Source organism: Paenibacillus sp. KS1, from assembly GCF_001680695.1.
In the GTDB taxonomy this organism is placed as follows: domain Bacteria; phylum Bacillota; class Bacilli; order Paenibacillales; family Paenibacillaceae; genus Paenibacillus_B; species Paenibacillus_B suaedae.
Genome location: NZ_MAIS01000042.1, coordinates 13,715 through 37,738 on the forward strand (window position 1 = coordinate 13,715; position 24,024 = coordinate 37,738).

Below are 24,024 nucleotides of genomic sequence, written 5' to 3' on the forward strand. Positions count from 1 at the left end.
GACGATACTGTATGCGATATAGTGATGGAAAGGGATGATGCGAATTTGTGGACGACGGATATGATTATTTTCTTATTTGGTTCTTTGCTTCTAGCGGGAGTGATTAGTGCCAAATTCTCGAATCGATTCAATGTGCCTTCACTTGTATTGTTTATTATTGTAGGGATGGCATTGAATCCTCTCATTTATTACGATAATGCGAAGTTAACGCAGCTATTCGGGATTTTGGCTCTGATCATTATATTGTTCGATGGAGGGATGCAGACAAGCTGGCGTGACATTCGGCCTGTCATTGGCGGATCTGTATCGCTTGCAACCATCGGTGTATTGATTACTGCTACGGTTTTTGGTGTGTGTTCGGTATTTATCTTAGGAATTGATTGGAAAGAGGGCATGCTGATCGGTGCGATTGTCGGCTCTACGGATGCCGCAGCCGTGTTCGCAGTTCTCGGAAGCCAGAATGTGAAGAAGCGGTTGACCTCCACCTTGGAGGCGGAATCAGGAACGAATGACCCGATGGCCGTCTTCTTGACGATATCATTCATTGAATGGATTCAGATTCCGGATCTTTCCGTGTGGGAAATGCTGTTCTCATTCGTATGGCAAATGGGACTTGGACTTAGCTTAGGACTGCTCGCAGGCTGGTTCATCGTTCAAGTATTGAATCGAATTGCCCTAGATACATCTGGTATGTACCCTATACTTGCAATCGGATTCGCGATCCTTACTTATAGCGGTGTCGGTCTGCTGAAGGGCAGCGGCTTCTTAGCTGTATACGTGATGGCACTTGTCATCGGCAATTCCGATTTGCAATATCGTTTTACGATTGTAAGATTCAATGAGGGCTTCGCCTGGCTGATGCAGATCATGATGTTCATCCTTCTTGGACTTCTCGTGTTCCCGCTTCAGCTGCTGGAGATTACATGGCAAGGTCTGGTGCTGTCGGTTCTTCTCATGTTCGTTGCAAGACCGCTCGGTGTATTCATTAGCTTGATGTATAGTAAGTTTACAGGCAAGGAGAAGACACTTATTGCTTGGGCAGGGTTAAAAGGGGCGGTGCCTATTGTTATGGCGACATATCCCATGATTGCAGGCTTAGAGCATGGACAATTGTTCTTCAATATTGTATTCTTTATTGTTCTAACGTCTGCCCTTATTCAAGGGGCTACCATTTCTCCGCTTGCGAAGCGGCTTGGATTGGCTGGCGAACCAGGCGGGCAGCAGGTACATGCGCTTGAGCTGGTGTCGGTCGGGAAGACGAACATGGACTTGGTGAAGAAAACGATTGAGCCTGGTGCCTGTATAGAGAACAGCTACTTGCATCAATTAAAATTGCCGGATGACACTTTGATTACAGCTATAATTCGTGGGGAAGAGATGATTGCGCCCAAAGGAACCACGCAGTTATTGGCAGGAGATGTGGCTTATGTACTCGTTGCCAAAAATCAAAGGGACGAAATTAGAAGATTGTTCACCGAGCAGATCCAAGATGGTCAATGTACGGTAACAAGTGGCAATACCGCGGATCGAGACCAGGCAACCGTAGACACCCAATTAGACACAGAGAAGCAACCGGTAGTGAGCTCGACAGAACGTACGGTTGCGGAGAATAAGTGGCAAGGAAAAGATTAATGTATTCATGCAGGGGAAGGCACCATGATGAACACACCATGATGAGTTAGTACGATACAATGACTTTCAAGGAGGAAGTGGAATCGTATGCTAGGATTGGAGAAGCACACATACCGTATTCGCAAAATTGCGACGGAATGGAAGCGGGATGATAAGACGTTGCGTGGCTTGATTACTCTGCCTGTTACGGAACAACCAGTAGCAGCAGTTGTAATGAGTCATGGATTTACAGGGCATATGCTGGAAGGCAGAGGCTTCTTTCGACGTCTTAGTGAACAGTTGGCACAGGCTGGTGTCGCTGCGATTCGCTTTGACTTCGCAGGCAGCGGTGAGAGTGATGGAACGTTTGAAGAAATGACGCTATCAACTGAGCTGGAGGATGCATTAACTGTATTTCAAGCCGTGCGTTGTATGGAAGGCATCGATTCGAATCGTGTCAGCCTACTGGGCTTCAGTATGGGGGGAGCAGTATCGCTTCTGGCAGCTTCACAGCTGGGAGAAGAGGTGCATCGCTTAGTGGGGCTTTGCCCTGCTGCCAATATCTTCGATATTGTAGCTAGAGAGGCGGCCGGTTCACGATTCAAGCAGCTGTTGGAAGAAGGGCGCATGGACATGAATGGCTTCATCGTAGGTCAAGGATTGCTGGATGATACGGCACAGCATGATATGTATGCTGCTGCATCTCGTATCCACTGTCCAACGTTGTTCGTTCATGGGACGGCTGACGGCGCTGTTCCTCCTTATATTTCTTATCGATTGGCAGCTGCGATGGATGGGCGTGCTAACATTACGTGGATTGATGGTTCTGATCATGTATTTTCGTTGTCTGAGCATTCGAAGCAAGTCTGTGAGGCGGTTGTGAAATTCTTAGCAGATAAGTAGCAAAAAGTTATGTCGTAGGGGACGAAAAAAGAAGTGACTGATGTGATCTATCTCCTTTTATTGGTATGAGCAATGCTGCACAATAGATTCAGGTATGGCGTCTATGCATTGGCGTATACGTCATGCAATGTGCCCGTCCATCTGCCCCCCAACTCCAGGTAGGGCGGGACACTTTGCGCCATTTACGCATCTGCTTGCGAGCGGGTGCGTTTTGTTCTTTCTAGAGGCTTTGCTGCAGAGCATACAGTTTGAATAATAAAAAAATGAGGAAAATGTTTCATAATACTATTGTGAAATAGGACTAATTAACCGATATTAGTAGTAGTGCGTAAAAGTACAGCGAGGTTAAGAGAAGAAAGGTGAAGGCAAATAGATGAAGTATGAGAAATTGAATGAAGAGTTTAAGCATGTTGGCTACAGTCCGTACCGTTATGTTCATATTGTGGATGTAACGACAGAAGCAGTTGATTTTGATCACCGTGAGAAAGAACGTCTCGATCAATTAGTAATTGGGTCAGAAGAACCAATGACTGAAGAACAGTTGAAGGAAGAGGCACGCGCGAAGTTGATGGAAGAGCATCCAGATTTCCAGTTTTTCCGCGAGGTACAGGTGGCGAAATTGGATGTAGTGCAGTGCTTTGATCTAGAACTGCAGTAGAAACAAGAAGGAAGGCAGCGTTTGTGAATTTGGATGCTAAGTTCTCCCCTTAGGTGTGTTTTATGCAGCGGGTACGATGCCGCACGTAAGGGGACGAGCTTTCTAAATAGCAGCACAGGTACCTATAGCGATAAGGAGATGAATCGGTTGTTCAAGGGGCTTAAGAGAGTACAGGGGACGACATCACGGAAAGTGGATTGGAAATCACTCGTTTCATCCGTATTTCAGAATCCATCTCGTTCCGTGGGAACGAAGTTATTTCTTGTATTTGTAATCAGCATTATTGTGTTCGTATTCAGTGTTGGCATGATTTCGTATCTATTCTCCAAGAATGCAATTGAAGATCAAGCATCCAAGTCCAATTATCAGACTATGATCCAAGCAGCGCAAAAAATTGATCTTCAGCTGACCCAGTTCAACAATATGACGATGCAGATTATGTTCGATCCAAACCTGACTGCTTCGCTCAAAACCTTGAAGGACAATCAGCTTAGCGCTTATGAAAAGATTCAATCTACGGAAGCGATTACGAAAACGCTTCAAACCTACAGTGTTGGCAATCCATTAATCGAGAACATTTATTTGATCCCAATTGATCCAAAGCGCAATACGATGGCTGCACTTGGCATTCGGAGTAAGCTGGACGATTTGCGCAAGCAGCCATGGTTTGAAGAAGCAACGAAGAGCAATGGACAATCCATTTGGGTAGATACGATGCCGAAAGGTGTTGATAAGGCGCCGGAGCCGACATTCGGAATTGCAAGACCAATGCGTGATTTGAATTCCGGGATGGCTGAATACATCGTTCTGATGGAAATTAGACTGGCTACTTTCCAGAAGTCGCTCGATGGAATTAATCTAGGCGAGGGATCTACCGTTCAAGTGGTGAATCGTGCGGGTCATTTTATTTATACCGAGGAAGATGGGAAGTTGACCAAGGAAGCTCCGAAGTGGCTTCTGCCGGAGGTTGAGGAGGGCAATACTAGTGCGATTAGCGGAAGCGGGAAGATAAGCTCTGATTCCGATGGCGAGATGCTCCTGGTCTATGATCAGATGCCGTCGAGCCGATGGCTGCTAGTTGGAGCGGTCCCTGTAGCTGAGCTGGTGAAGGAAGCCAAGTCCATCTTGACACTTACATTCATCTCTATGCTGGCTGCCGCTGTCATCGCAGTCGTAATCGGCTGGTTGGTGATTCAATGGGTAGCGACACCACTCGTGAAGCTGCGGAATCTCATGAATGAGGGTGCACAGGGCAATCTGGCAGTACGTGCAGTTCCTAAGTCTAAGGATGAGATTGGCCAGCTTGCGAATGGATTCAATACGATGATGGAGCAGATTACGAATCTCGTGAAGAGCACAGATGCAAGCGCTCGTGCCGTCTTAGATACAGCTTCTTACTTGTCTGAAGCATCACGCAGCACCGCGATCTCCGCGAAGGAAATTGCGATTGCCACAGAGGAAATTGCGAAGGGAGCTACTTCGCTGGCGGTAGAGGCTGAGCGAGGCCATGATCTCACGCATAGTATTGCTTCACAAATGTCGAATGTTATTGATGCCAACGGGCAAATGGATCATTCGGTTCAGGCGGTTGCCGAATCGAGCACGCTTGGTGCATCGAATATGACTTCCTTAATGAGCCGCACGACTTCCACCGGGGATATGATGCGCTCGCTTGCGACGAAGGTCAATACACTGAGTGACAGTACACAATCGATTCGCAAAATTTTGGATGTCCTCCATAACATGACGAAGCAAACGAACATTCTGTCCCTGAATGCAACCATTGAGGCTGCGCGTGCAGGAACAGCAGGCAAGGGGTTCATGGTCGTTGCTGATGAAATTCGGAACCTTGCTGATCAATCAAGGCAGTCCATCGATATCGTCGGGCAAATTACTGAGAAGATTCAGCTAGAGATTACGGAGACCGTAACAGCGTTGTCAGAAGCATTCCCCCTCTTCCAGAAACAAGCGGAAGCTGTACAGGAGACAGATGTCATCTTCTCAACGGTTCAGCAGCAGATGGATGGCATGATTCAGCAGCTTGGGAATGTGACAGGCTCCATTGGTCGTCTAAATGAGGCACAGTCCATTCTGGTAGAAGCGATGAGCAATGTAAGCGCAGTTGCGGAAGAGGCATCTGCTACTTCCGAAGAGGTTGCATCGTTAAGCACGGAACAGTTGAATGTATCGAACCGCTTAGTCGAGCTGTCTCAACAGCTTGAGGATGTATCCTCGAATTTGAAGGAAACCTTATCTCAATTCAAATATTAGTACCGATCATACAAGAGCCCGTATCTCCAACGAGAGATACGGGCTCTTGTATGATCGGCGACTTCAAAGCATCTGTATAGCAGAATGGCAGCAGCTATTTTTCTTAATTTTCTGATTTAACGATTTAATTCGATCTCGCCTACCTGAGTAGAAATCAATAAAGATGGGCTCTTCGTATTGGCTGCCCCAATATGGCCTTTAACTTTCTTCGATACGATCATATTGGATGTACTTGCCCCGTCCAACTCGACATTATTAGTGATACTTCCCATATTAGTGGACAGCTCTACAGCCAGTGACTCCAGCTTCTCCGGCAAATCAAATGTTATTTTGCCAAACTCAGTATGAAGCTTAGTGCTCTCCATTCCCAATATATTGGAGGATGAAATATCGCTCGCACTGCCGTTGACAACTAGATGGCTAGGATACAGCCCAGACTCGGATTCAAGTGAGAGTTTTCCGAAGTCATTGTTAATCTCTAAAGTGTCGTAATCCTTGACTGGAACTCGGACAATTAGTGATGGCGGAGAATCTGTATTTATGAAACTTTTTTGTTTAGAATGTAATTTAATCGTCAGCGTATTATCGTTTATTGTGCCGCTCACATCTGTCTCCATTGACCTGGATGTTCCATCTATAAGCTCATATTGTGCTTGACTTAATTGATGATCTCCGATGACGGTAATGTGGGCAGCTGTACTTAGAATACGGATCGTATGTATTTGGTTAACATCAAATTGTTTTTTCTTTGGATTGCTAGTTGATACTTTGCTCAGTGCAGTTGAACCTTTTTCAGATATAGCTGAAGAAGATACTTCTGTGACGCTTGTATTCGATGCAGCTGTGGTTGTATGATCCGAAGCACACCCTGCCAAACTTATACTTGCTGTGGATAAGAGAATACATGCAAATTTGGTGTATCTCATTGTTCGTCTTCCTTTCAAATAGTAGTGTAATTACAAGTGGGAACTATGCAAACAAGACATGCTTCATGTTACCTGATTAAGGAACATTTGGTAACGGACTTCGGTCTGTTCACGTCCTAGACTTATGTCTAGGATGGAGAGGACTTGGATCGACATATTTGACAATGATCCGGAGATTGGGTGTAACGATTGATTTAGGAAAAATATGTTGAAAATTGGATGGAATTATGATATTGTTGAAATAACTTCACACAATAATGTACGGAAGCACCGTCATGAAACGAAGCATCAATATTGATGCCCGTTTAATGGCGGTGTTTTTTTATGTCCATATTGAATTGCGGGGCGTTCTAATCCGTGAAGTAGAAAAGGGGGGAGTGGGATTAACAGATGGGATATTGTAGTGGCACATCCGCAGAAGCGCATTTTAGACGGATACACGGATTATTGGAAGCAATCGACCTATGCTGAGAAGCTTCACCTTCGTGTATTTACTCAGGCGGATACGCTTGGTCACTATTTGCGTTTGAAGCCAGGCATACATGTTCTAGTCGCGGCACCTGAGCTGCTTGGGACACTCTCTTCGTCTGATGTAAGAGGAATAATCGTGATCGCATTATCCGCAGAGAAGTCTGAACAACTGACAGAGGCCGACTTCCCTTGTAGGATAGAGAATCCATATCAGCCCATTCCGCAACTGTTCCAATCCATCATTAAATATTGTGAATCGGAAAATGCCTCCGAAGGGGACAAGCGGAGCAACACAGCGTGCCGTATCGTTGGCATTACTTCAACCTCAGGCGGAGCAGGGAAGTCAACAACGGCATTTCATTTATCAGCTGCGGCTGCTCAATCAGGTCTTCGACCCTTCCTTCTGAATGTAGATCCGATCCAAGAATACAGTTTGCTGCTACAAGAAGCGATCGAACAGAACGAAAATCAGAGCAACTTAGCACAATTATTTTACTACTTGAAGAAGGCTCAGGGAGGGCCGGGGAGTGAGCTGCTGTCCTTAGATCCATATATGCTGAGTGTTCCTGCAATAGGAGCGCGAATGCTCCATCCGAAGCAGTTAGCAGAGGAATGGAAGTGGATGGATGCCAGTATGCTGCGATTATTGTTGAATACGCTTCGGAGCAGCGGGCAGTACGACTTGATTATTGTGGAGGGCGCGCATTTTCACTCTCCATTCGAAGCGGTATGGGATGTGGCAGATCAGGTAATGTGGCTGCTCCTAGATGATATGGCCTATATACAGAAGACGAAGCTGTTGCTGCAGCAGTGGGCGCTTGCGGAAGAGTCTGTTGTGCGTCATCGAAGCAAGCTCATTCGGATGGGTGTGAATCGTTATATGGGGACGATGCTCAATTCATGGCAGCAGCGTGATGCTCCGATCTCAGGATATCTGCCTTACATACCGGCCTGGAAGCAAATTTATCGATTTGATCAATGGCTTCAATCGAGTGTATTCCGCTCAACCTTGGAGGAATGGGCAGGTTCAGAGTTGGGATTATTCAGCGGAGCGCGGTAAGGGGTGAGTCGATGGTACATGGGGACGAGGGGTACCAGTTCCAGCTGAAGCCTTCTGGGACAGAGTCTAATCTGATGTCGCTTGATGAATTGTATCTTACAATTCGGCAGCAGGTGCGCGAGAGTATGGAATGGGGGGAACCGTTATCTGATGAAGCATTAACAGAGAGGATCGAACAAGCGTTGTTTGCGTTTTCGAAGGCGATGAAATTGACCTCGGCAGATCTTCGAATGGTAGTACGCAGAGTTTTTTATTCTTTCCGTGGTCTTGATGCGCTTCAGCCGCTCGTTGATGATCCCGAAATTACGGAGATTATGGTGAACAGTCATCGGGAATTGTTCGTTGAACGTCAAGGACATATGGAGAAATTAAATCATACCTTCGAAAGCGAGGAGAAGCTGGAGGACATTATTCAGGCGATCGTCTCTCAAGTAAATCGTACGGTGAATGAGTCTTCACCAATCGTCGATGCGAGATTGCGAGATGGATCAAGGGTTCATGTTGTTCTGCCCCCAATTGCGCTTAAGGGACCCACGGTAACGATTCGGAAGTTTCCTTCTAAGCCGCTTCATATGGAGGATCTCATACGATACGGCGCGATGAGTGAAGAGGCGGCACAAATTCTGCAGACGCTGGTAAGGGCGAAGTACAATTTGTTCATCAGTGGTGGAACTGGATCGGGCAAGACGACGTTCTTGAACGCTTTGTCTCAGTTCATTCCATCTGATGAACGGGTGATTACAATTGAGGATGCAGCAGAGCTGCAAATTCATTCAGTGCCGAATCTGGTGTCATTGGAAACGCGCAATGCGAATTCGGAAGGAAAGGGAGCCATAGCCATGCGTGACCTTATTCGAGCTTCGCTTCGGATGCGGCCAAACCGCATTATAGTGGGAGAGGTGCGCGGTGCTGAGGCTTTGGATATGCTTCAGGCAATGAATACGGGCCATGATGGTTCTTTATCTACGGGTCATTCCAATGGGCCCAAAGATATGGTGAGTCGCTTGGAAACGATGGTATTGAGTGGGGCTTCGCTGCCGGTTGTCGTCGTTAGACAGCAGATTGCCTCCGCAATTGATGTCATTGTTCATTTGGCAAGGATGCGAGATGGATCCCGCAAAGTGCAGGAGATTGCAGAAGTAATTGGATTTGCAGAAGGTGAAGTGAAGCTGTCGAGCCTGTATCAATTCGTGGAACACGGGCAGGAAGGCGGCAAAATTCTAGGAGGCCTTGTTAAGCGCGATACGCTGCAGCATGTGGACAAACTGCGAATGGCGGGGCTGACTCTGCCTCAAGCAGAAGGGGGCGCGGACGATGAAGGGATCGAAGATCAAGACTGAAGCTGGACTGCCTCGCTACGATGTATATCATTTGAACCGCAAGGAGCAGCTACTGGCGATCTTTGTTGGATGTTCTGTAATGGCTGGAATCGGATATCTGTTCTACCAGCATTGGATCGGGATGATCCTGCTGTCAGTCATTGGGGTTCGATTTACCCAGATTCGGCAGCGGACACTGCTGGAACGAAAGCGGTCACAATTGACCCAGCAGTTCAAGCAGACCTTGTATTCTTTGTCTTCTGCACTAGGTGCAGGGCGATCAATGGAGAATGCTTTCCGTGAGGCTGCACAGGATTTGAGGCTGCTCTATCCCGGCACTGATGTGGATATGATTCGGGAGCTTCGTATTTTGTCGTTGCGAATGGAGAATGGCGAGCCAGTGGAACGAGCCATGATGGACTTCAGTGAGCGGGCACAGCAGGACGATATCGCGAATTTTGCAGATGTATTTGTTACTTGCAAGCGGACAGGCGGGGATTTCATTGAAGTGGTGCGCAGAACTTCCTCCGTTATTGGAGAGAAGATGGATATTATGCAGGAGATAGAAGTATTAGTCGCACAGAAGAAGCTGGAGATGAAAGCGATGATGGCTGCTCCATTTTTGTTTCTAGCTTTTCTCAATATGACCTCGCCTGATTTTATGACGCCGTTATATGAAGGAGTCGGCAGAGTGATTGCAACAGCTGCATTGATTGTGTTGTCCATTGGGATCTTGCTAATTCGCAAATTAATGGATATTAGAGTGTAGTAATATCGTTTATGCATTATAGCAGGGAGGAGGTTGGTAGATGCTGCCCTCATGGATGTGGGGATTGGCATGCCTGCTTGTAATAGGGATTTATGCTGTGATGAATCATGTAGGAAAGGCCCGCTATACGGAATTACTTGCCTCGATCCAGTCGGAAGTAAAGACAGCGAAATGGCTTCCAGCACCTATGATGTGGCTGGAACGATTACAACCAACGCTTGATACGCATCCTGCACTGGTTCAGTTGAGGCAGTCGCTTATGCAAATGCACGGTCCAGCCCTGTCCCATACGATGTATCGCGCACTTCTGGCGGAGATGGGATTGTATGTATTTGCGGGCGTCGTAGCTGGATGTATTCTCCCTGCTGTGACGGACGGAAGTTTCGCCAACATGGCTGGAGGAATGCTGCTCGGTATCGTTCTGCCGCTAGTACGCGGGAAGGAGGTTGTCGGTAAGGCGGAACGCAGACGTCAGGATATTCAGCTGGAACTCCCCGAATTGATTAATAAGCTGAATCTGCTCGTACAAGCGGGAGAGACAGTTCCCAAGGCTCTTGCAACTTGCATTGAGCGGAAGAAGTCGGAGAACGAGCACCCATTATACATCGAGCTATTCCGAATGATGTCAGATGTACAGAATGGTTATTCTTTTGCTCAGGCCATGGAGCTGCTGGCGAAGCGCTGCACGATGCAGGAAGTTTCGATGTTCGTCACGACGGTGCTGATTAATCAGCGGCGTGGAGGAGAGACATTTGTGCTTGCGATGGCGGATTTGAGCCGACAGCTGTGGGATAAGCGCAAGGCGGTGGCTCGCAAGCGAGGCGAAGAGGTATCTACCAAGCTGGTGTTTCCGATGATGCTCATGTTCCTCGTTGTACTAGTTGTCGTAGGAGCTCCTGCATTGTTAATGATGCAAGGGTGAGGAATAAGCAATTTCACTTATGATGTAATTCAATTGAAGGAGGATCAAGATATGAATTCACTTTGGAAACGGTTATGGACGGAAGAAGATGGGCTTGGCATGGTGGAACTGGTCATTATCATTGCAGTTATTGTAGTTTTAGCGATTGCTTTTAGGGAGCAAATCAAAGGATTTCTGACAAGGCTGTTCACGAAAGTAGATAAACAGACGGATGAAATTTTTAAATAGTAATTGTAAGTAATAATTGGAGGTAATAGAGGAGGGTTACAAGCTGCATAAAAAGCTACGTAAATGGTGGAAACGGCTTGCCTCCGAAGATGGGGCCTACACCGTTGAAGCGAGTATAATCTTTCCGGTTGTTTTCTATTGCTGCTTAGCAATGCTCTTCTTCGCCATGTTGATGTTCCAGCATGTTATGTCATCACATGCTGCTACGTTAGCGGCGGAACGGGGGGCGGCGTTCTGGGACAACAGCTATAAAGATGCAACCAGGGGATCTTACCCTGTAGGAAAACATGATGGTCTGTACTGGCGGATGCTGGATGATTATATGCTGGATCGTTTGCTTGGTTTTGTGACAGGCAGTGTGACCAACGAAGTATCACTGCCGGTCAGTAGTGACTCTGAGTCTCTGCCGGAGAAGAAGCTGATACGGGCAGGAAGACTGCTGCCTCCGATATTCCATGGAGAGATGAAATTCGACAATATTGCAATTGAGCGGAAGGTGACCGTCTCACTCGAACGGCCATTGTATCAAACGGCATTCGAACGTTTAACTAGACGACGTGTATCTGGAGAAGGAGGAGCATCTGCTGCAGTCGTAGAGCCTGTAGAATTTATTCGTTCCGTAGAATTTGCGAGGTACATGTCAACGAAGCTGGCTCAATGGAATAAGAAGGGGATATCGAATGAACAAGCTGCAGATACAATCAAGCGTGCGGCGAAATAGCAAAGCCAATGATGTAGCGATGTCTCATACATGCGGAGGTGCTGGAAATGATGGGGGACGAGAGTAATGCCCGAATACGGCGGAATTTGTGGAAAGAAATTCGAGGTTCCGTGTCCGTCCTGCTCATTTTCATAGTAGCTGCAATCTTTTTATTTACAAGTGTACTGATTGACTACGCACGAATTGCTGCTGCTGAATGGAGGGCAGAGGTACTCGCTCAGACTGGAATTCGCTCCGTCATGTCCGCCTATGAACCGGCACTGCAGCAGCGGTATCAATTGTTTGCTTATGGGAAGAGCGATCCTGCTTTCATAATGGATGAAGTGATGCGGGATCAGGCTGAGCTTAAGGCGACGGGGGTCTTTCCCTGGGTGCCTGTGCTGCTTGATAGTCATACTACCTCGATCACTAGGGAACTTGGTCGATATGACGAACTCGAGCGGCAAATCTTAGAGGAGATGAAGTATAAAGCTCCTGTTCAATTTGCCTTCGATTTGTCCAGCAAGTTGAAGCCGATGTCCAAAGTGATGAAGGAGGCAGCGCAGACGACAGAACTGTTATCCAAGCTGCAGAAGCTAGTTGATAAGCGCGATAAGGAAATAGCCTCTGCCCTCAAGCTCCAGAAGTCGCTTCGCAATTATGCGGCGCGTTCTGATCTTTCTAGTCGGATTGCAACGGGAGAAAGTGATATTATGCGCGACAGCTCGCTTGGTTCAATTGGAAGTGCAGCGGATGTGGGAGCTCAATATGCAGACTATGTACATAAGATTCGTCTGGATTCGAATCGCGGTAAGGATGAGGACAAGCAGTATGAGAATGAAACGGATGACTATGAATCCGATTCATGGGATATATCGCGTAGGCTGACATCTACAACATCTAGTTTGCTGGATCAACATCGCATCGGATTGAACACAGCTCTGTCGCATATAGAGAAAGCCCGTCAATATAATGAGGACATGAAGCGTGTCATTCAAGAGGTACGCGCAAGCTCGAACTATAACGGTTATGACCGAGTTGGACAATCTAGCGAGCAGAGTGAAGGGACAATGGATGAATCGGACCAGATGTCAGATTCGATTAAGCGTATTAATGAAGCTGCTGATGACCTAGTGCTGCCAGACGACTTCCTTACCGAATGGAAGCAGGAAATGGAAGAACAGCATCGGAGTATGGAACAAGTAAATGATGCAGTAAACCGTTTTCAATCGATGGTCAGTCAAATCGTCGGGAGAAGCATATCCGCTTATAACTTGAAAACTTCGATCCTCAGTCTGTGGAGGCAGTGGGAGCAATATGCAAAAGATTATATTGGCAGCTCGAATGTGATAGATGCTAGAGAACAGCGATTTGAACAGGGCCGATCTACAGAGAAGGAACGCAAGCAGAAAGAGAAGGAAGCGAATAGAAAGCTCGGGAAAGCGGCAGACTTATTGTCCTCATTGAAGAAGCTGAATGATCAATTGAAGGAGCATGAACAGCTGTTTCAAGAAGTGAAAGAGAAGGCTAATGCAATCGCTGCATTTAATGAACATGAATCAAGTGAGGAGTCGGCAGTTGACCAAGAACGTGACGATGCGGTAGAAGAGGGGAAGGAGTCTATGGACGCTGTTACCTCTATCTATGATAGCATTGCTAACGGATTTAGCATGTTAAGAGATCGTTTATACCGTGATGAGTATGCGTTTCTCTATTTCAACACCTATGACCCTACGAAATTGAAATCGATACTTACTTCAGAGCAGTCTGCGGAAGAACTGATAAAGTCCTTATCCATACATAATCAAGAAGTGGAGTACCTATTGTATGGTCTTCATAATCCAGCAGGCAATGTGGCTGCAGCGCTGGGGGAGATCTTTGCTATGCGGCTTGCCATTCGTACAATGGAGGGCTTTATCGAATGTGCGAACTTGAGACATCCGCTGCTTATATTAGTAGCAGCTATTATTTATGGGATTGAACAGGCAGTTCAGGATTTGATTCTTCTTGCTACGCAAGACAAAGTGCCAATTTCGAAATACTTGCCTTCCGTCACATTGTCTTACTCGGATCACTTGCGATTATTTATGCTCGTCCATGGCAGTCGGGAAGGAATGTTGAAGCGAATGCTCGCACTCATTCATCAAAATACAGGTATTGACCCGACGACAAGGGGTACCTATGGCGAGACGGAGCTGCGAATAAGCACACCGTTGTGGTTTCTGCCCGGGGTCATGAAGTGGATTGGACAAACCGGCATATTGGGCGGTGAAGTGGAGAATGGAAGATACAATGCAACAAAGACATCCGTGTTCTCCTACTAGTGGCAAGTTACTAGCTCGGGCAAGGGGCTGGTTCATACGATGCGGCAATTGGCTCCGTCGCTATATGGGGGACGGTAGAGCCAGCATCACAGTCGAAGCTGCGCTAATGCTGCCTATGGTGCTGCTTTTGTTTTTGTTTTTTGTATATATGATTTACGCTTCTGTCATTACGACATCCTTGCAGTCTGCTGCGACGAATACGGTGAAGCAGATTGCCGCTCATATGTATCCCATCGAACTGATGACGAAGAAGGTTGGAGCGGAAGCAGGGGACAACAACAGTCCTTGGCTCCGCAAGCCGCCGGCAATCGCTCTGAAAATGACAGCACGTCATTTCGCCGAGCGATTCAGCAATGCTTTGCCACCTCCATTGAATCAATGGGCATCCGATCATGTGGTGGACTGGGCGGAGAAGCGAGCGGAAGCGGCGGGGGAATGGGGCCAAGCGCGAGTCGGAGAAGCCTTGATAAAGCCTTTGTTCGTCCGTTACGGGATTCAAGGGACACTTAGAGAAGATCGGATCCGGATCACACATGTGAAGCTGCCGGATATTGTGGAGAAGGAAGACCCATATATCGCAATTGAAGTGGAATATGATCTGCCGATGCGTGTGCCGTTCTTATATAAGACGATCACGATCGCTGCAAGAGCATCTGAGAGAGTTTGGATTGGGGATGGTCCGCAGCCCGGTTCAGCCAATAGAGAGTCAGGCACGGAAGAGAAAGGTGCGCCACCCGCTTTTGTTAGTTTGGAACCGGAACCGCTATTGCCAGGCCGCAAGGCCAAGTTAACAGCGAAGGCTAAGCCGCATGAAAAAGTCGAACTCGTAATCTTCTATAAGAGCGGCAAGAGCCAAGCGAGGCACATCGGTTGGGCAGAAGCGGATGCCGATGGGAATATAAGCTGGCTATGGCATGTCTCAGGCAATACAACCTCAGGTACGTGGAGATTAGTTATGAATACGGGAGACGGAAGAAGTGCGGAAAGGCAATTTATCGTAAAGTGATCTGGAGTCATACCGCATGGGAGAAGGGGGCTGCCAAATGATGTGGTCGAGTTGGCTATGTGGGATATTGCTAGTGGCTGCGTTCACCACGGATTTGCGTACTCGTAAAATACCAAATTATTTAACGGTCTCAATAGTACTTGCTGCTCTAACTGGATATTGCGCTGTAAGTGGATGGGACGGTTTGCTGTTCAGTCTATTCGGAGCGGGCTGTGGGTTTGGGATCATGCTTGTTCTATTCTTGCTGCGTGCGGTCGGGGCAGGGGATGTGAAGTTGTTTGCAGCGATTGGCGCCAGCATGGGAGCTAATTTTGCATGGGAGACGTTTATCTATGCCATTATCTATGGGGGACTGATTGCAGCAGGGATTATGCTGTTCGGGCATGGGGGAAGGTGGAGTCGCATCGGGATCGCAATCATTCAATTTTTTTGGCTTCGCTCCGTAACACCCTTGAAACAGCTAACCTTGAACCAAGCGACCTTTCCATTTATGTGGGCGGTACTGCCTGCAGCGGCAACCGTTTATTGGACTCAATTATGCATATAGGGGGTGATGAGGAGCGATGTATGGTTACCGGTCGGATTTCATCCACGAGGGTAAGATGAGGATGCTCCTTACGAGAGAACCAGCGGTTCATTCCAATGACTTGGATACCTATCAAGTGAATATGCTGCGGTTTAACGAAGTTCCTCATTTGCTTCCAATAGAAATTAGGGAAATCGATTTTGAGGTCACGTTTTTGTACGATGTTAGTGGTAAAAAAATGCTGGAGCAGGTTCTGCGTTCATTACAGATTACTGCAATTCAATATTTTGAATGGATGATCCAACTGGTCAATGTGTTGGAAGGATGCCGTGCATATATGCTGCATCCGAATCAGATTCTGCTTCATGAGCGTTTTATTTATGTAGATGGGCACTCCTGGAATAGCGGCCTTTATACAGCGTACATTCCAACAGAAGAGCCTTTGCACCCCCAAGCGGGGCTAGAGGGATTGAAGCGATTAGGTATTCTGCTCTCCTCCCATGTGAGCCATTGGGATGGTGACGGCTTTCAGTGTCTTGTCCAGTTGTTGTCACAGGAGGGGACGACTCTTGCAGATGTACGAGGCTTGCTGCAATCCTTAATTGTGGGCACAGCAGGCGGCACTTCTGCGAACCCCAATCAATCTGGACGAGGGCAGTTTTTCCCGGGGAGCGGTGAAAGGGATGAGCGTGAACCTAAGCAGCAGGTTGCTTATGGACAAGCTGGCTTGCACAATGAGCAGGGGAAGAACAGTTGGAATTCGACGGCGAAGCCTTTTGCAGATGGGCAAGAGCAAATACCTGTTACATCTGCTGCATCAATTTCGAATCCTGCCATGGGTGGATATGATCGAGAGCATAGCACCCATTCGGGCACAGATACGGCTAACGAAGCAATAACACCGATACCCAAGAAGTATACCTTGGTAACCTCGGTTGTCGTAATTGCAGCAGCCGGATTAGGCTGGAAGTTCGGATATATGTCTCAACCTACATCGGAGGTATTCACTTACACTGTCATTTGGAACATTGCTGTCATAGCACTGGGAGCGATGTATTTAACGGGGATTCCCAGCATGTGGTGGAGCAAACGATTCTCTCGGAAGAAGGACAGCCGAGTTAGTGCTGATGAACAGGATTTCCAACCAAGCTCCAGCCATGGGTGGAATAATCCGAATAGGCTTCCCGACTTTTTGTCTATGGAGTTGTCTCATCTCCCCCATGCTGCAGATGCAAGGGATGCACACAGCAATCATGCAAAAGGGGGCCAGCAGCATAAGGAATTCGTTTCCTCTTCCCCGACATGGGCTAGGGAGTCATCCGGACGATATATGAATGGGCAAATAGCCCCTCATGCAGCAGTCTCAAGTTCCGATATCGCGGGAATAGGGCAGCAACAGGGAATTGGCATGCCGGCTAGTACTTCTCAATTGGGGCTACAATCCTTCAACAATGAGCTGCGATCACGGTCAGGTGATGGGATGAATCAAGCTCCGAATATGTCAACGGCTGATCGCTATTATGCTGCTTTAACCGAACATACGGTAATGCTAAACCCTTCGAGCATTGATGCAACGGTAATGCTTGGAGAAATGGAAGAGCAAGGGGAAGGTTCGCAGCAGGAACCATATCTGCAGCAGCTCGATGAAGCGGGAATAACTGTGGTAGGAACTCATCCACTCCGTGGATTTCCATTCATAATAGGGCGTGCTGAGCAAGGGGTGAGTCATCGAAATGATAGCATGGGGGTATCCAAGCACCATTGTGAATTGATTCGCACGTCAGAGGGCAACTTAGAGCTTCGGGATTTGGGATCGAGAAATGGAACGGAGCTGCAGGGTGAACTGTTGATTCCCTACAAGCTCTATCCGTTGAAGGATGGGGACAAGCTCGCAGTTGCTCGTTCGCAGTATATATTCCGAGCTGGTTAGAAGGGTCAGATAGTGTGTCTGACCCTCTTTGTTATGTCATGCCGTTCTTGCTGAGTAACTAAGATCAATCATGTGGAGAATTCTAATATATACATCAGATAGATCTGACATTTACATCTACAACTTTACGTTTCATGTAAGTACAGTCGCACTCCCATTCGAAATGATAATCAGATGCTTTCTGATCATCGGGATGTAGTGCGATTTCTCCCCGAATTACGCAGCTCGGTTAGCGCCTTCTCCAGCGTTCCATAATGGAAGGTGAAGCCATGCTCCAGAGCTTTAGCGGGATAGACACGCTGTCCTTCCAGCAATAGTGAGGACATTTCCCCGAATAGAAATTTGAAGGCTATAGCAGGAACGGGCATCCAATGGCGGCGATGATATACTCGCGCAAGCGTTCTGCCGAAGTCGTCGTTCGTTACGGATTCGGGGGAAGAGGCGTTGACGACTCCCTCAATCGAGTCTTGCAGGACAAAATCAATCAGCCGAACCATGTCCGCAATATGTATCCAAGATAAAGGCTGCTTCCCGGAGCCTATTCGTCCTCCAACGCCCAGTAAATACGGCAGCTTCATCGTTGGATATGCCCCGCCTTCATTGGCGAGCACTGGCGCAATCCGCAACTTGACGCAGCGTGCGGCTGGAACATGATCTGCTGCATCTTCCCATTGGTAGATGACATCGGTCAAGAAGTCATCTCCACCCGCATTGCTCATCTCATCGAATGTCCCTGTCTCGGAAGGCCCATAAATGGAGATGCCTGAGGCGCTAATATAGAGGGGCAACTTGCGTGACAGCTTGCCTGCCCATCCCGCAATTCTTCTTGCAGGAACGATCCGTGACGAGAGAATACGATTCTTTGCGATATTTGTCCACCGCTGATTAATCGTCTCGCCCGCCAGATTTACAACGGCATCCACGTTATGGCAATTCTCTGGGCAATGGGCAAGCTCCGACCAGCTAATAGCGTGAATGGAACTTCGTCCCTTATAGGCATGTAACTTCGCTGGGGAGCGGGTAACGACGATGAGCTCGTGTCCTTCTTGAAGCCAGAAGTCAACCAGGGCTCTGCCGATTAATCCAGTCCCGCCGCAAATCATCACTTTCACGTCTTATCCCTCCTAACACGTTAATGGAATGGATAGAACTAAGATGTGATTGTACTCGATCATGATTTTTATGTAGGCGCATCCATTTCTGCTGATGGGAAAAGTCATGAATTATTTGTTAAGCAAATGCTTATATGGCGTATAATCGATTCCATTATTGTCGAGAAATTTAACGAGGCTTCGATAGTCTCGCTTGGGTGTGGCCATGATGTAGCCTTGAATGCAATGATCTTGCGTTACTTCTGCCGCACCACTCTCACAGGCCACCTGTCCGATCTTGGCTGCAATCGAATGACGTGCAATATCACGGAAGGGGGTTGGAACTGGCTCAACAAGCTTTTCTAGAAATGCCTTGGAGTCATCAGTCCATAGGCTTCGGCTTTGCTCAACCCAGTAATTTTGCCAATCGAGCTTCGATTTCCCGTCATTCATGGGGAGTACTTTCATAAACTTGCGGAACATGAAGTAGCCTCCAATCGCCATGAAGCCTAAGAGGACGAATGTCCAAAATGCGATGGAATTCATAAACCAACGGCCTGGGCCATCGACAGCCATTGGAAAAAGGGTGGACGAGCTAAGCATAATTTCTCACCTCATGTATTTTGGTACTTTTTACTAAGATGCTTACATCGAATTATACCCCATTCCTAGATTTATTTCGATAATCCTTGTAGAATAAGGGGAAATGATTTTGAAAGGAGCAATTACATGTTGAAAATTGGATCACATGTTTCGTTTTCCGATAAAGGGCTGTTGACTGCTACAAAGGAAGCTTTGTCTTACGGGTCAAGCTCATTCATGATATATACTGGGGCGCCGCAGAATACGCGTCGTAAGCCGATTGAATCGCTATATATTGAAGAGGGCAAGGAAATGATGGAGAAGCACGGCATCGGTGAAATTGTGGTGCATGCGCCGTATATTATTAACCTTGGATCGTACAAGCCGGATACGTTTGAGTTGGCCGTTAATTTCCTCCAGGAAGAAATTCGCCGCACAGACTGCATCGGTGTGAAAAATATCGTTCTTCACCCAGGTGCTTATACCGACAAAGATGCTGAGTTCGGCATCAACCGGATTGCAGAGGGATTGAACGAGGTACTGAGCAATACGAAAGATACAGATGTCAATATCGCTCTGGAAACGATGGCTGGCAAAGGGACAGAGGTTGGCCGGAGCTTCGAGGAAATTGCCTCGATTATTGAGAAGGTTGAGGATAATCATCGCCTAACTGTATGTTTTGACACATGCCATACTCATGATGCGGGTTACGATCTCGTCAATGATCTTGATGGTGTATTGGAGCATTTCGATCGTACTGTTGGACTGAATCGTATCGCCGTTGTTCATATTAATGATAGCAAAAATCCACTTGGAGCCGGTAAAGACCGCCACGCACCAATCGGTGCAGGAATGCTTGGTTTTGAAGCGATTCAACGTCTCGTGCATCATGAAGGGCTTGCTGGCCGTCCATTTATTCTGGAGACACCGTGGATCGGGAAGGACGCGAAGAAGCAGCGTCCGATGTATGAAGCGGAAATCGCCCTTCTACGCGGTGATGTAGACAAGCGTTTCGGTGCAAGCTTTATCCCTGATGTGGAGCGCCTTGAGCATTTCTTCAAAGAGCAGGATGTATCCCCTCGTGATTACGTATTGACGACATGGGATGTTATCAAGAAGGATGCAAAAGCAAGAAAGGCAGATCCGCGCGAGCCGATGGAACGTCTCTATGATATGGTTGCTGAAGCCAACCTGTTCCCTGAATTGAATGAGGAAGAGATTAATCAGCGTCTGACTGTTTGCTTGGCTGGACAAGCTGCCTGGAAATAAGCTGCTATAGCTTGTGTGTGAGATTAAGTCGCAGCAGAAGCAGAGCATCCGAAGGATACAAGTAGGCTGTACGGGTAATTTAGAAACGAGTGAAGCATGAAGATAGCATGGGATGCAGTAGAAAAATCATGATGGGGAATCTATGTAAGATTTGCAGAAAGCAACGCTAATTCATGGAGGAGAAACAAAGATGACGCACCAACACACGATGGTTCATGCCCTTCAGCAGGCTGGGGAACAAGCCCGCAATCGCGCACGGATGTTAATTTCTTGCCCGGACCGAGCTGGTATCGTCTCTGCTGTATCTAAATTTCTATATGAACATGGAGCGAATATTGTCCAGTCCGATCAATATACAATGGATCCAGAGGGCGGCATGTTCTTCATGCGCATTGAATTCGATATGGAGCAGCTTGATGATAAGCTGCCTCAATTGCAGGCTGAATTCGAGTCTATTGCTTCGGAATTCAAGATGCAGTGGAGAATTTCTTGCGTGAGCAAGAAGAAGCGAATTGCCATCTTTGTCTCGAAAGAGGATCATTGTCTAGTTGAGTTGCTGTGGCAATGGCAAGCAGGCGATCTCGATGCTGAAATCGCGATGGTGGTGAGCAATCACCCGGATATGCGTGAATATGTAGAGTCCTTCGGAATTCCGTATGTTCATATTCCAGTAACATCAGGCAACAAGCCAGAGGCTGAACGCCAACAGCTTGAAGCAGTTGAAGGCAAGGCTGACCTGATCGTATTAGCACGCTATATGCAAATTATTTCGCCGAAGTTTATTGAGAAATATCCGAATCGAATTATTAATATTCATCATTCGTTCCTACCGGCATTTGTTGGCGGCAAGCCGTATCAACAGGCTTACACCCGCGGCGTGAAGCTGATTGGAGCAACAGGCCATTATGTAACGGAGGAGCTTGATGGCGGGCCGATCATCGAACAAGACGTTCAGCGCGTAACGCATCGTGCGGATGTGGATGAACTGAAGCGTATCGGCAGAACGATTGAGCGTGTCGTCCTTGCTCGTGCTGTGCATTGGCATATTGAGGATCGAATCCTCGTTTATCAGAACAAAACGGTTGTGTTTAATTAAAATGATGGTATACTGGCTGTCTCCGGCTTGCAGTTGAATCTGCGGCTGGAACAGCTTTATTTAATTGCTCTGGTTAGGGATTGAACACCACTATATAATCCCACTGTTAAGTTGAGCATGAAGTTCGGTTATACTAGATCTTGATATCCATAGCTTTTCACACGTTAAAGTAGCATCGAATGGGCTAGTAATGGTACAATGAATGCAAAATAGAGCACAGCGTACAAGCTTGGTAGTTACGCAATTTCATTTGTTCTGTATAGCTTTCAGCTTGTGATGAGTAGGGACAAGGAGGAAATCAGCAATGACTGCAAACCAAATGAATATTGACGCGCTATCGGTGGCAGCGATTCGAACACTTGCCATTGATGCGATTGAAAAAGCGAAATCCGGTCACCCGGGCATGCCAATGGGTGCTGCTCCAATGGGATACCATCTGTTTGCGAAGGCGATGACGCACAATCCGACCAATCCAACATGGATTAACCGCGACCGTTTCGTTCTTTCCGCTGGACATGGTTCCATGCTGCTGTACAGCCTTCTTCACCTCAGCGGATATGACCTTCCTATGGAAGAAATCAAGAATTTCCGCCAATGGGGAAGCAAAACTCCAGGTCATCCGGAGTTCGGACATACAGCTGGTGTAGATGCAACAACTGGTCCACTTGGACAAGGAATTGCAATGGCTGTAGGTATGGCTATGGCAGAAGCACAACTGGGTGCAACATATAATCGTGACGGCTATTCCGTTGTCGATCATCATACGTTTGTTATTTGTGGTGATGGAGATATGATGGAAGGTGTTGCTAGTGAAGCAGCATCGCTTGCAGGTCACTTGAAATTAGGTAAATTAGTCGTATTATACGATTCGAACGATATTACGTTGGATGGCGAATCCGGTCTGTCCTTCAGCGAGAACGTGCGTCAGCGCTACGAGGCTTATGGCTGGAACACGCTGCTTGTTGAAGACGGCAACGATCTTGCTGCAATTGCGCAAGCGGTTGAGAAGTCGAAGCAGGATTCCAGCAAGCCGACATTGATCGAAGTGAAGACCGTAATCGGATACGGAAGCCCGAACAAGCAAGGCAAGGGCGGACATGGAGGTACACACGGTTCTCCACTCGGCGCTGATGAGGCGAAGCTGACGAAGGAATTCTATAAGTGGGGACACGAGGACTTCTTCGTACCTGAAGAGGTATACAACCACTTCGATACAAATGTGAAGCAGAAGGGCATTCAGGCGAACGAAGAGTGGAATAAGATGTTCCAAGCTTATCAAGCTGCTTACCCTGAGCTTGCGAAGCAATTCGAAACTGCAATTAGCGGACAGCTTCCTGAGGGATGGGATAAGGATCTTCCGGCATATGCGGCAGGAGACAAAGCATTGTCCACCCGCGTCGCATCTGGAAATGCCTTGAACGGTCTTGCGAAGAACGTTCCGAACCTGACAGGCGGTTCTGCTGACTTGGAAAGCTCCACAATGACACATCTGAATGATCTGACTGCGTTCCGTCCGGGCCAATACGACGGCCGCAACATTTACTTCGGTGTGCGTGAATTTGCAATGGCGGCTGCAATGAACGGTATGGCATTGCATAGTGGTGTGAAGGTGTTTGGTGGTACGTTCTTCGTATTTACGGATTACCTGCGGCCTGCTGTTCGCTTGTCTGCATTGATGGGATTGCCAGTCACATATGTATTGACGCATGACAGTATTGCAGTTGGGGAAGACGGCCCTACTCATGAGCCTATCGAACAGCTTGCGTCTGTACGTATCATCCCGAACGTAACAGTAATCCGTCCAGCAGATGCGAATGAGACATCCGCTGCTTGGGCATACACATTACAGAACCAATCTAACCCAGTCGTGCTTGTGCTTACACGTCAGAACCTGCCTATCTTGGAAGGCGGCGTAGCAGCTTCCCGCGAAGGTGTTGCTCGCGGAGCTTATGTTGTGTCCGATGCGAAAGACGGCAAGCCTCAAGCGCAAATCATTGCGACAGGCTCTGAAGTTCAATTGGCGATTCGCGCTCAAGAAGCATTGGCTGAAGAGGGCATTCAAGTACGTGTTGTCAGCATGCCAAGCTGGGATCTGTTCGAGAAGCAATCGAAGGAGTATAAAGACTCCGTATTGCTTCCAGATGTGAAGGCTCGTCTTGCAATCGAGATGGCTTCACCATTTGGTTGGGAACGTTATGTAGGAGACCAAGGCGACATCATTGGTATCTCCACATTTGGCGCTTCCGCTCCTGGAGACCGTGTCATCAGCGAGTACGGCTTCACCGTTGAAAACGTAGTGAGTCGTGTAAAGGCATTGCTGTAATACACGAAACGAATGAAGCAAATCACTGGATAGGGAAGA

21 protein-coding genes are annotated in these 24,024 nt (G+C 47.5%); 18 read left to right on the forward strand and 3 right to left on the reverse strand.

The annotated features are described in order from the left end of the window. The first annotated feature begins 24 nt into the window (after positions 1–24). The 4 genes from BBG47_RS15300 to BBG47_RS15315 all read left to right on the forward strand — a co-directional run bounded on the left by BBG47_RS15300 (position 25) and on the right by BBG47_RS15315 (position 5,443). Positions 25–1,632 (forward strand): potassium/proton antiporter, encoded by a 1,608-nt coding sequence (locus BBG47_RS15300; RefSeq protein ID WP_065292424.1) that lies wholly within the window; start codon positions 25–27, stop codon positions 1,630–1,632. An 87-nt stretch (positions 1,633–1,719) separates the two neighbouring features. Next, positions 1,720–2,514 carry an alpha/beta hydrolase family protein gene (locus BBG47_RS15305; RefSeq protein WP_065292405.1) on the forward strand — a complete coding sequence of 265 codons (795 nt, stop codon included), beginning with the start codon at positions 1,720–1,722 and terminating at the stop codon, positions 2,512–2,514. A gap of 373 nt (positions 2,515–2,887) precedes the next feature. Further along, positions 2,888–3,172, forward strand: a complete 285-nt coding sequence (locus BBG47_RS15310) for a hypothetical protein (protein ID WP_065292406.1) — start codon at positions 2,888–2,890, stop codon at positions 3,170–3,172. Positions 3,173–3,319: 147 nt separating this feature from the next. Beyond that, complete coding sequence (locus BBG47_RS15315) at positions 3,320–5,443, forward strand: methyl-accepting chemotaxis protein (protein ID WP_251488266.1); 2,124 nt, start codon at positions 3,320–3,322, stop codon at positions 5,441–5,443. Positions 5,444–5,559: 116 nt separating this feature from the next. Here the strand turns inward: BBG47_RS15315 and BBG47_RS15320 are convergent, their stop codons facing one another. After that, a complete protein-coding gene (locus BBG47_RS15320) occupies positions 5,560–6,369 on the reverse strand; it encodes a hypothetical protein (protein ID WP_065292408.1) in 810 nt (269 codons plus the stop codon). A gap of 275 nt (positions 6,370–6,644) precedes the next feature. On the opposite strand from BBG47_RS15320, the gene BBG47_RS31080 reads away from it, so the two are divergent. From BBG47_RS31080 to BBG47_RS15370, 11 genes are all read left to right on the forward strand, one after another. Next, the gene (locus BBG47_RS31080) at positions 6,645–6,773 is read left to right on the forward strand and encodes a hypothetical protein (protein ID WP_260612239.1); all 129 of its coding nucleotides are present in this window, start codon (positions 6,645–6,647) and stop codon (positions 6,771–6,773) included. After that, the gene (locus BBG47_RS15325) at positions 6,773–7,900 is read left to right on the forward strand and encodes a ParA family protein (protein WP_251488264.1); all 1,128 of its coding nucleotides are present in this window, start codon (positions 6,773–6,775) and stop codon (positions 7,898–7,900) included. The genes BBG47_RS31080 and BBG47_RS15325 overlap by 1 nt, the downstream gene beginning before the upstream one ends. Before the next feature lie 74 nt (positions 7,901–7,974). Further along, the gene (locus BBG47_RS15330; RefSeq protein ID WP_065292425.1) at positions 7,975–9,240 is read left to right on the forward strand and encodes a TadA family conjugal transfer-associated ATPase; all 1,266 of its coding nucleotides are present in this window, start codon (positions 7,975–7,977) and stop codon (positions 9,238–9,240) included. Next, complete coding sequence (locus BBG47_RS15335; RefSeq protein WP_065292410.1) at positions 9,215–9,988, forward strand: type II secretion system F family protein; 774 nt, start codon at positions 9,215–9,217, stop codon at positions 9,986–9,988. Before BBG47_RS15330 ends, BBG47_RS15335 begins: the two co-directional genes overlap by 26 nt. A gap of 40 nt (positions 9,989–10,028) precedes the next feature. Further along, positions 10,029–10,910, forward strand: a complete 882-nt coding sequence (locus BBG47_RS15340; protein ID WP_083189332.1) for a type II secretion system F family protein — start codon at positions 10,029–10,031, stop codon at positions 10,908–10,910. 51 nt (positions 10,911–10,961) lie between these two features. Further along, positions 10,962–11,138 carry a Flp1 family type IVb pilin gene (locus BBG47_RS15345; RefSeq protein ID WP_021256385.1) on the forward strand — a complete coding sequence of 59 codons (177 nt, stop codon included), beginning with the start codon at positions 10,962–10,964 and terminating at the stop codon, positions 11,136–11,138. 16 nt (positions 11,139–11,154) lie between these two features. Next, entirely contained in the window at positions 11,155–11,859 is a 705-nt protein-coding gene (locus tag BBG47_RS15350; RefSeq protein ID WP_251488261.1) for a TadE/TadG family type IV pilus assembly protein, read from the forward strand. Positions 11,860–11,906: 47 nt separating this feature from the next. Further along, positions 11,907–14,162 (forward strand): acyl-CoA cholesterol acyltransferase, encoded by a 2,256-nt coding sequence (locus BBG47_RS15355; protein ID WP_251488259.1) that lies wholly within the window; start codon positions 11,907–11,909, stop codon positions 14,160–14,162. Beyond that, positions 14,131–15,168, forward strand: a complete 1,038-nt coding sequence (locus BBG47_RS15360) for an AAA family ATPase (protein ID WP_251488256.1) — start codon at positions 14,131–14,133, stop codon at positions 15,166–15,168. The genes BBG47_RS15355 and BBG47_RS15360 overlap by 32 nt, the downstream gene beginning before the upstream one ends. 37 nt (positions 15,169–15,205) lie before the next feature. Next, positions 15,206–15,715 carry an A24 family peptidase gene (locus BBG47_RS15365; protein WP_083189334.1) on the forward strand — a complete coding sequence of 170 codons (510 nt, stop codon included), beginning with the start codon at positions 15,206–15,208 and terminating at the stop codon, positions 15,713–15,715. A gap of 16 nt (positions 15,716–15,731) precedes the next feature. Continuing rightward, entirely contained in the window at positions 15,732–17,624 is a 1,893-nt protein-coding gene (locus tag BBG47_RS15370; RefSeq protein ID WP_065292411.1) for a DUF6382 domain-containing protein, read from the forward strand. A 185-nt stretch (positions 17,625–17,809) separates the two neighbouring features. Here the strand turns inward: BBG47_RS15370 and BBG47_RS15375 are convergent, their stop codons facing one another. Both BBG47_RS15375 and BBG47_RS15380 read right to left on the reverse strand, forming a co-directional pair. Beyond that, on the reverse strand, positions 17,810–18,727 hold the full coding sequence (locus tag BBG47_RS15375; RefSeq protein ID WP_285853180.1) for a TIGR01777 family oxidoreductase: 918 nt from the start codon (positions 18,725–18,727) through the stop codon (positions 17,810–17,812). Between the two features lie 120 nt (positions 18,728–18,847). Continuing rightward, positions 18,848–19,318 carry a DUF2621 domain-containing protein gene (locus tag BBG47_RS15380; RefSeq protein WP_021256378.1) on the reverse strand — a complete coding sequence of 157 codons (471 nt, stop codon included), beginning with the start codon at positions 19,316–19,318 and terminating at the stop codon, positions 18,848–18,850. A 126-nt stretch (positions 19,319–19,444) separates the two neighbouring features. Here BBG47_RS15380 and BBG47_RS15385 point away from each other — a divergent pair, with 126 nt between their 5' ends. The 3 genes from BBG47_RS15385 to tkt all read left to right on the forward strand — a co-directional run bounded on the left by BBG47_RS15385 (position 19,445) and on the right by tkt (position 23,985). Continuing rightward, complete coding sequence (locus BBG47_RS15385; RefSeq protein WP_065292413.1) at positions 19,445–20,566, forward strand: deoxyribonuclease IV; 1,122 nt, start codon at positions 19,445–19,447, stop codon at positions 20,564–20,566. Between the two features lie 190 nt (positions 20,567–20,756). After that, positions 20,757–21,662 carry a formyltetrahydrofolate deformylase gene (gene purU, locus BBG47_RS15390; RefSeq protein WP_065292414.1) on the forward strand — a complete coding sequence of 302 codons (906 nt, stop codon included), beginning with the start codon at positions 20,757–20,759 and terminating at the stop codon, positions 21,660–21,662. Between the two features lie 304 nt (positions 21,663–21,966). After that, the gene (tkt, locus tag BBG47_RS15395; protein ID WP_028531697.1) at positions 21,967–23,985 is read left to right on the forward strand and encodes a transketolase; all 2,019 of its coding nucleotides are present in this window, start codon (positions 21,967–21,969) and stop codon (positions 23,983–23,985) included. Positions 23,986–24,024: the final 39 nt, after the last annotated feature.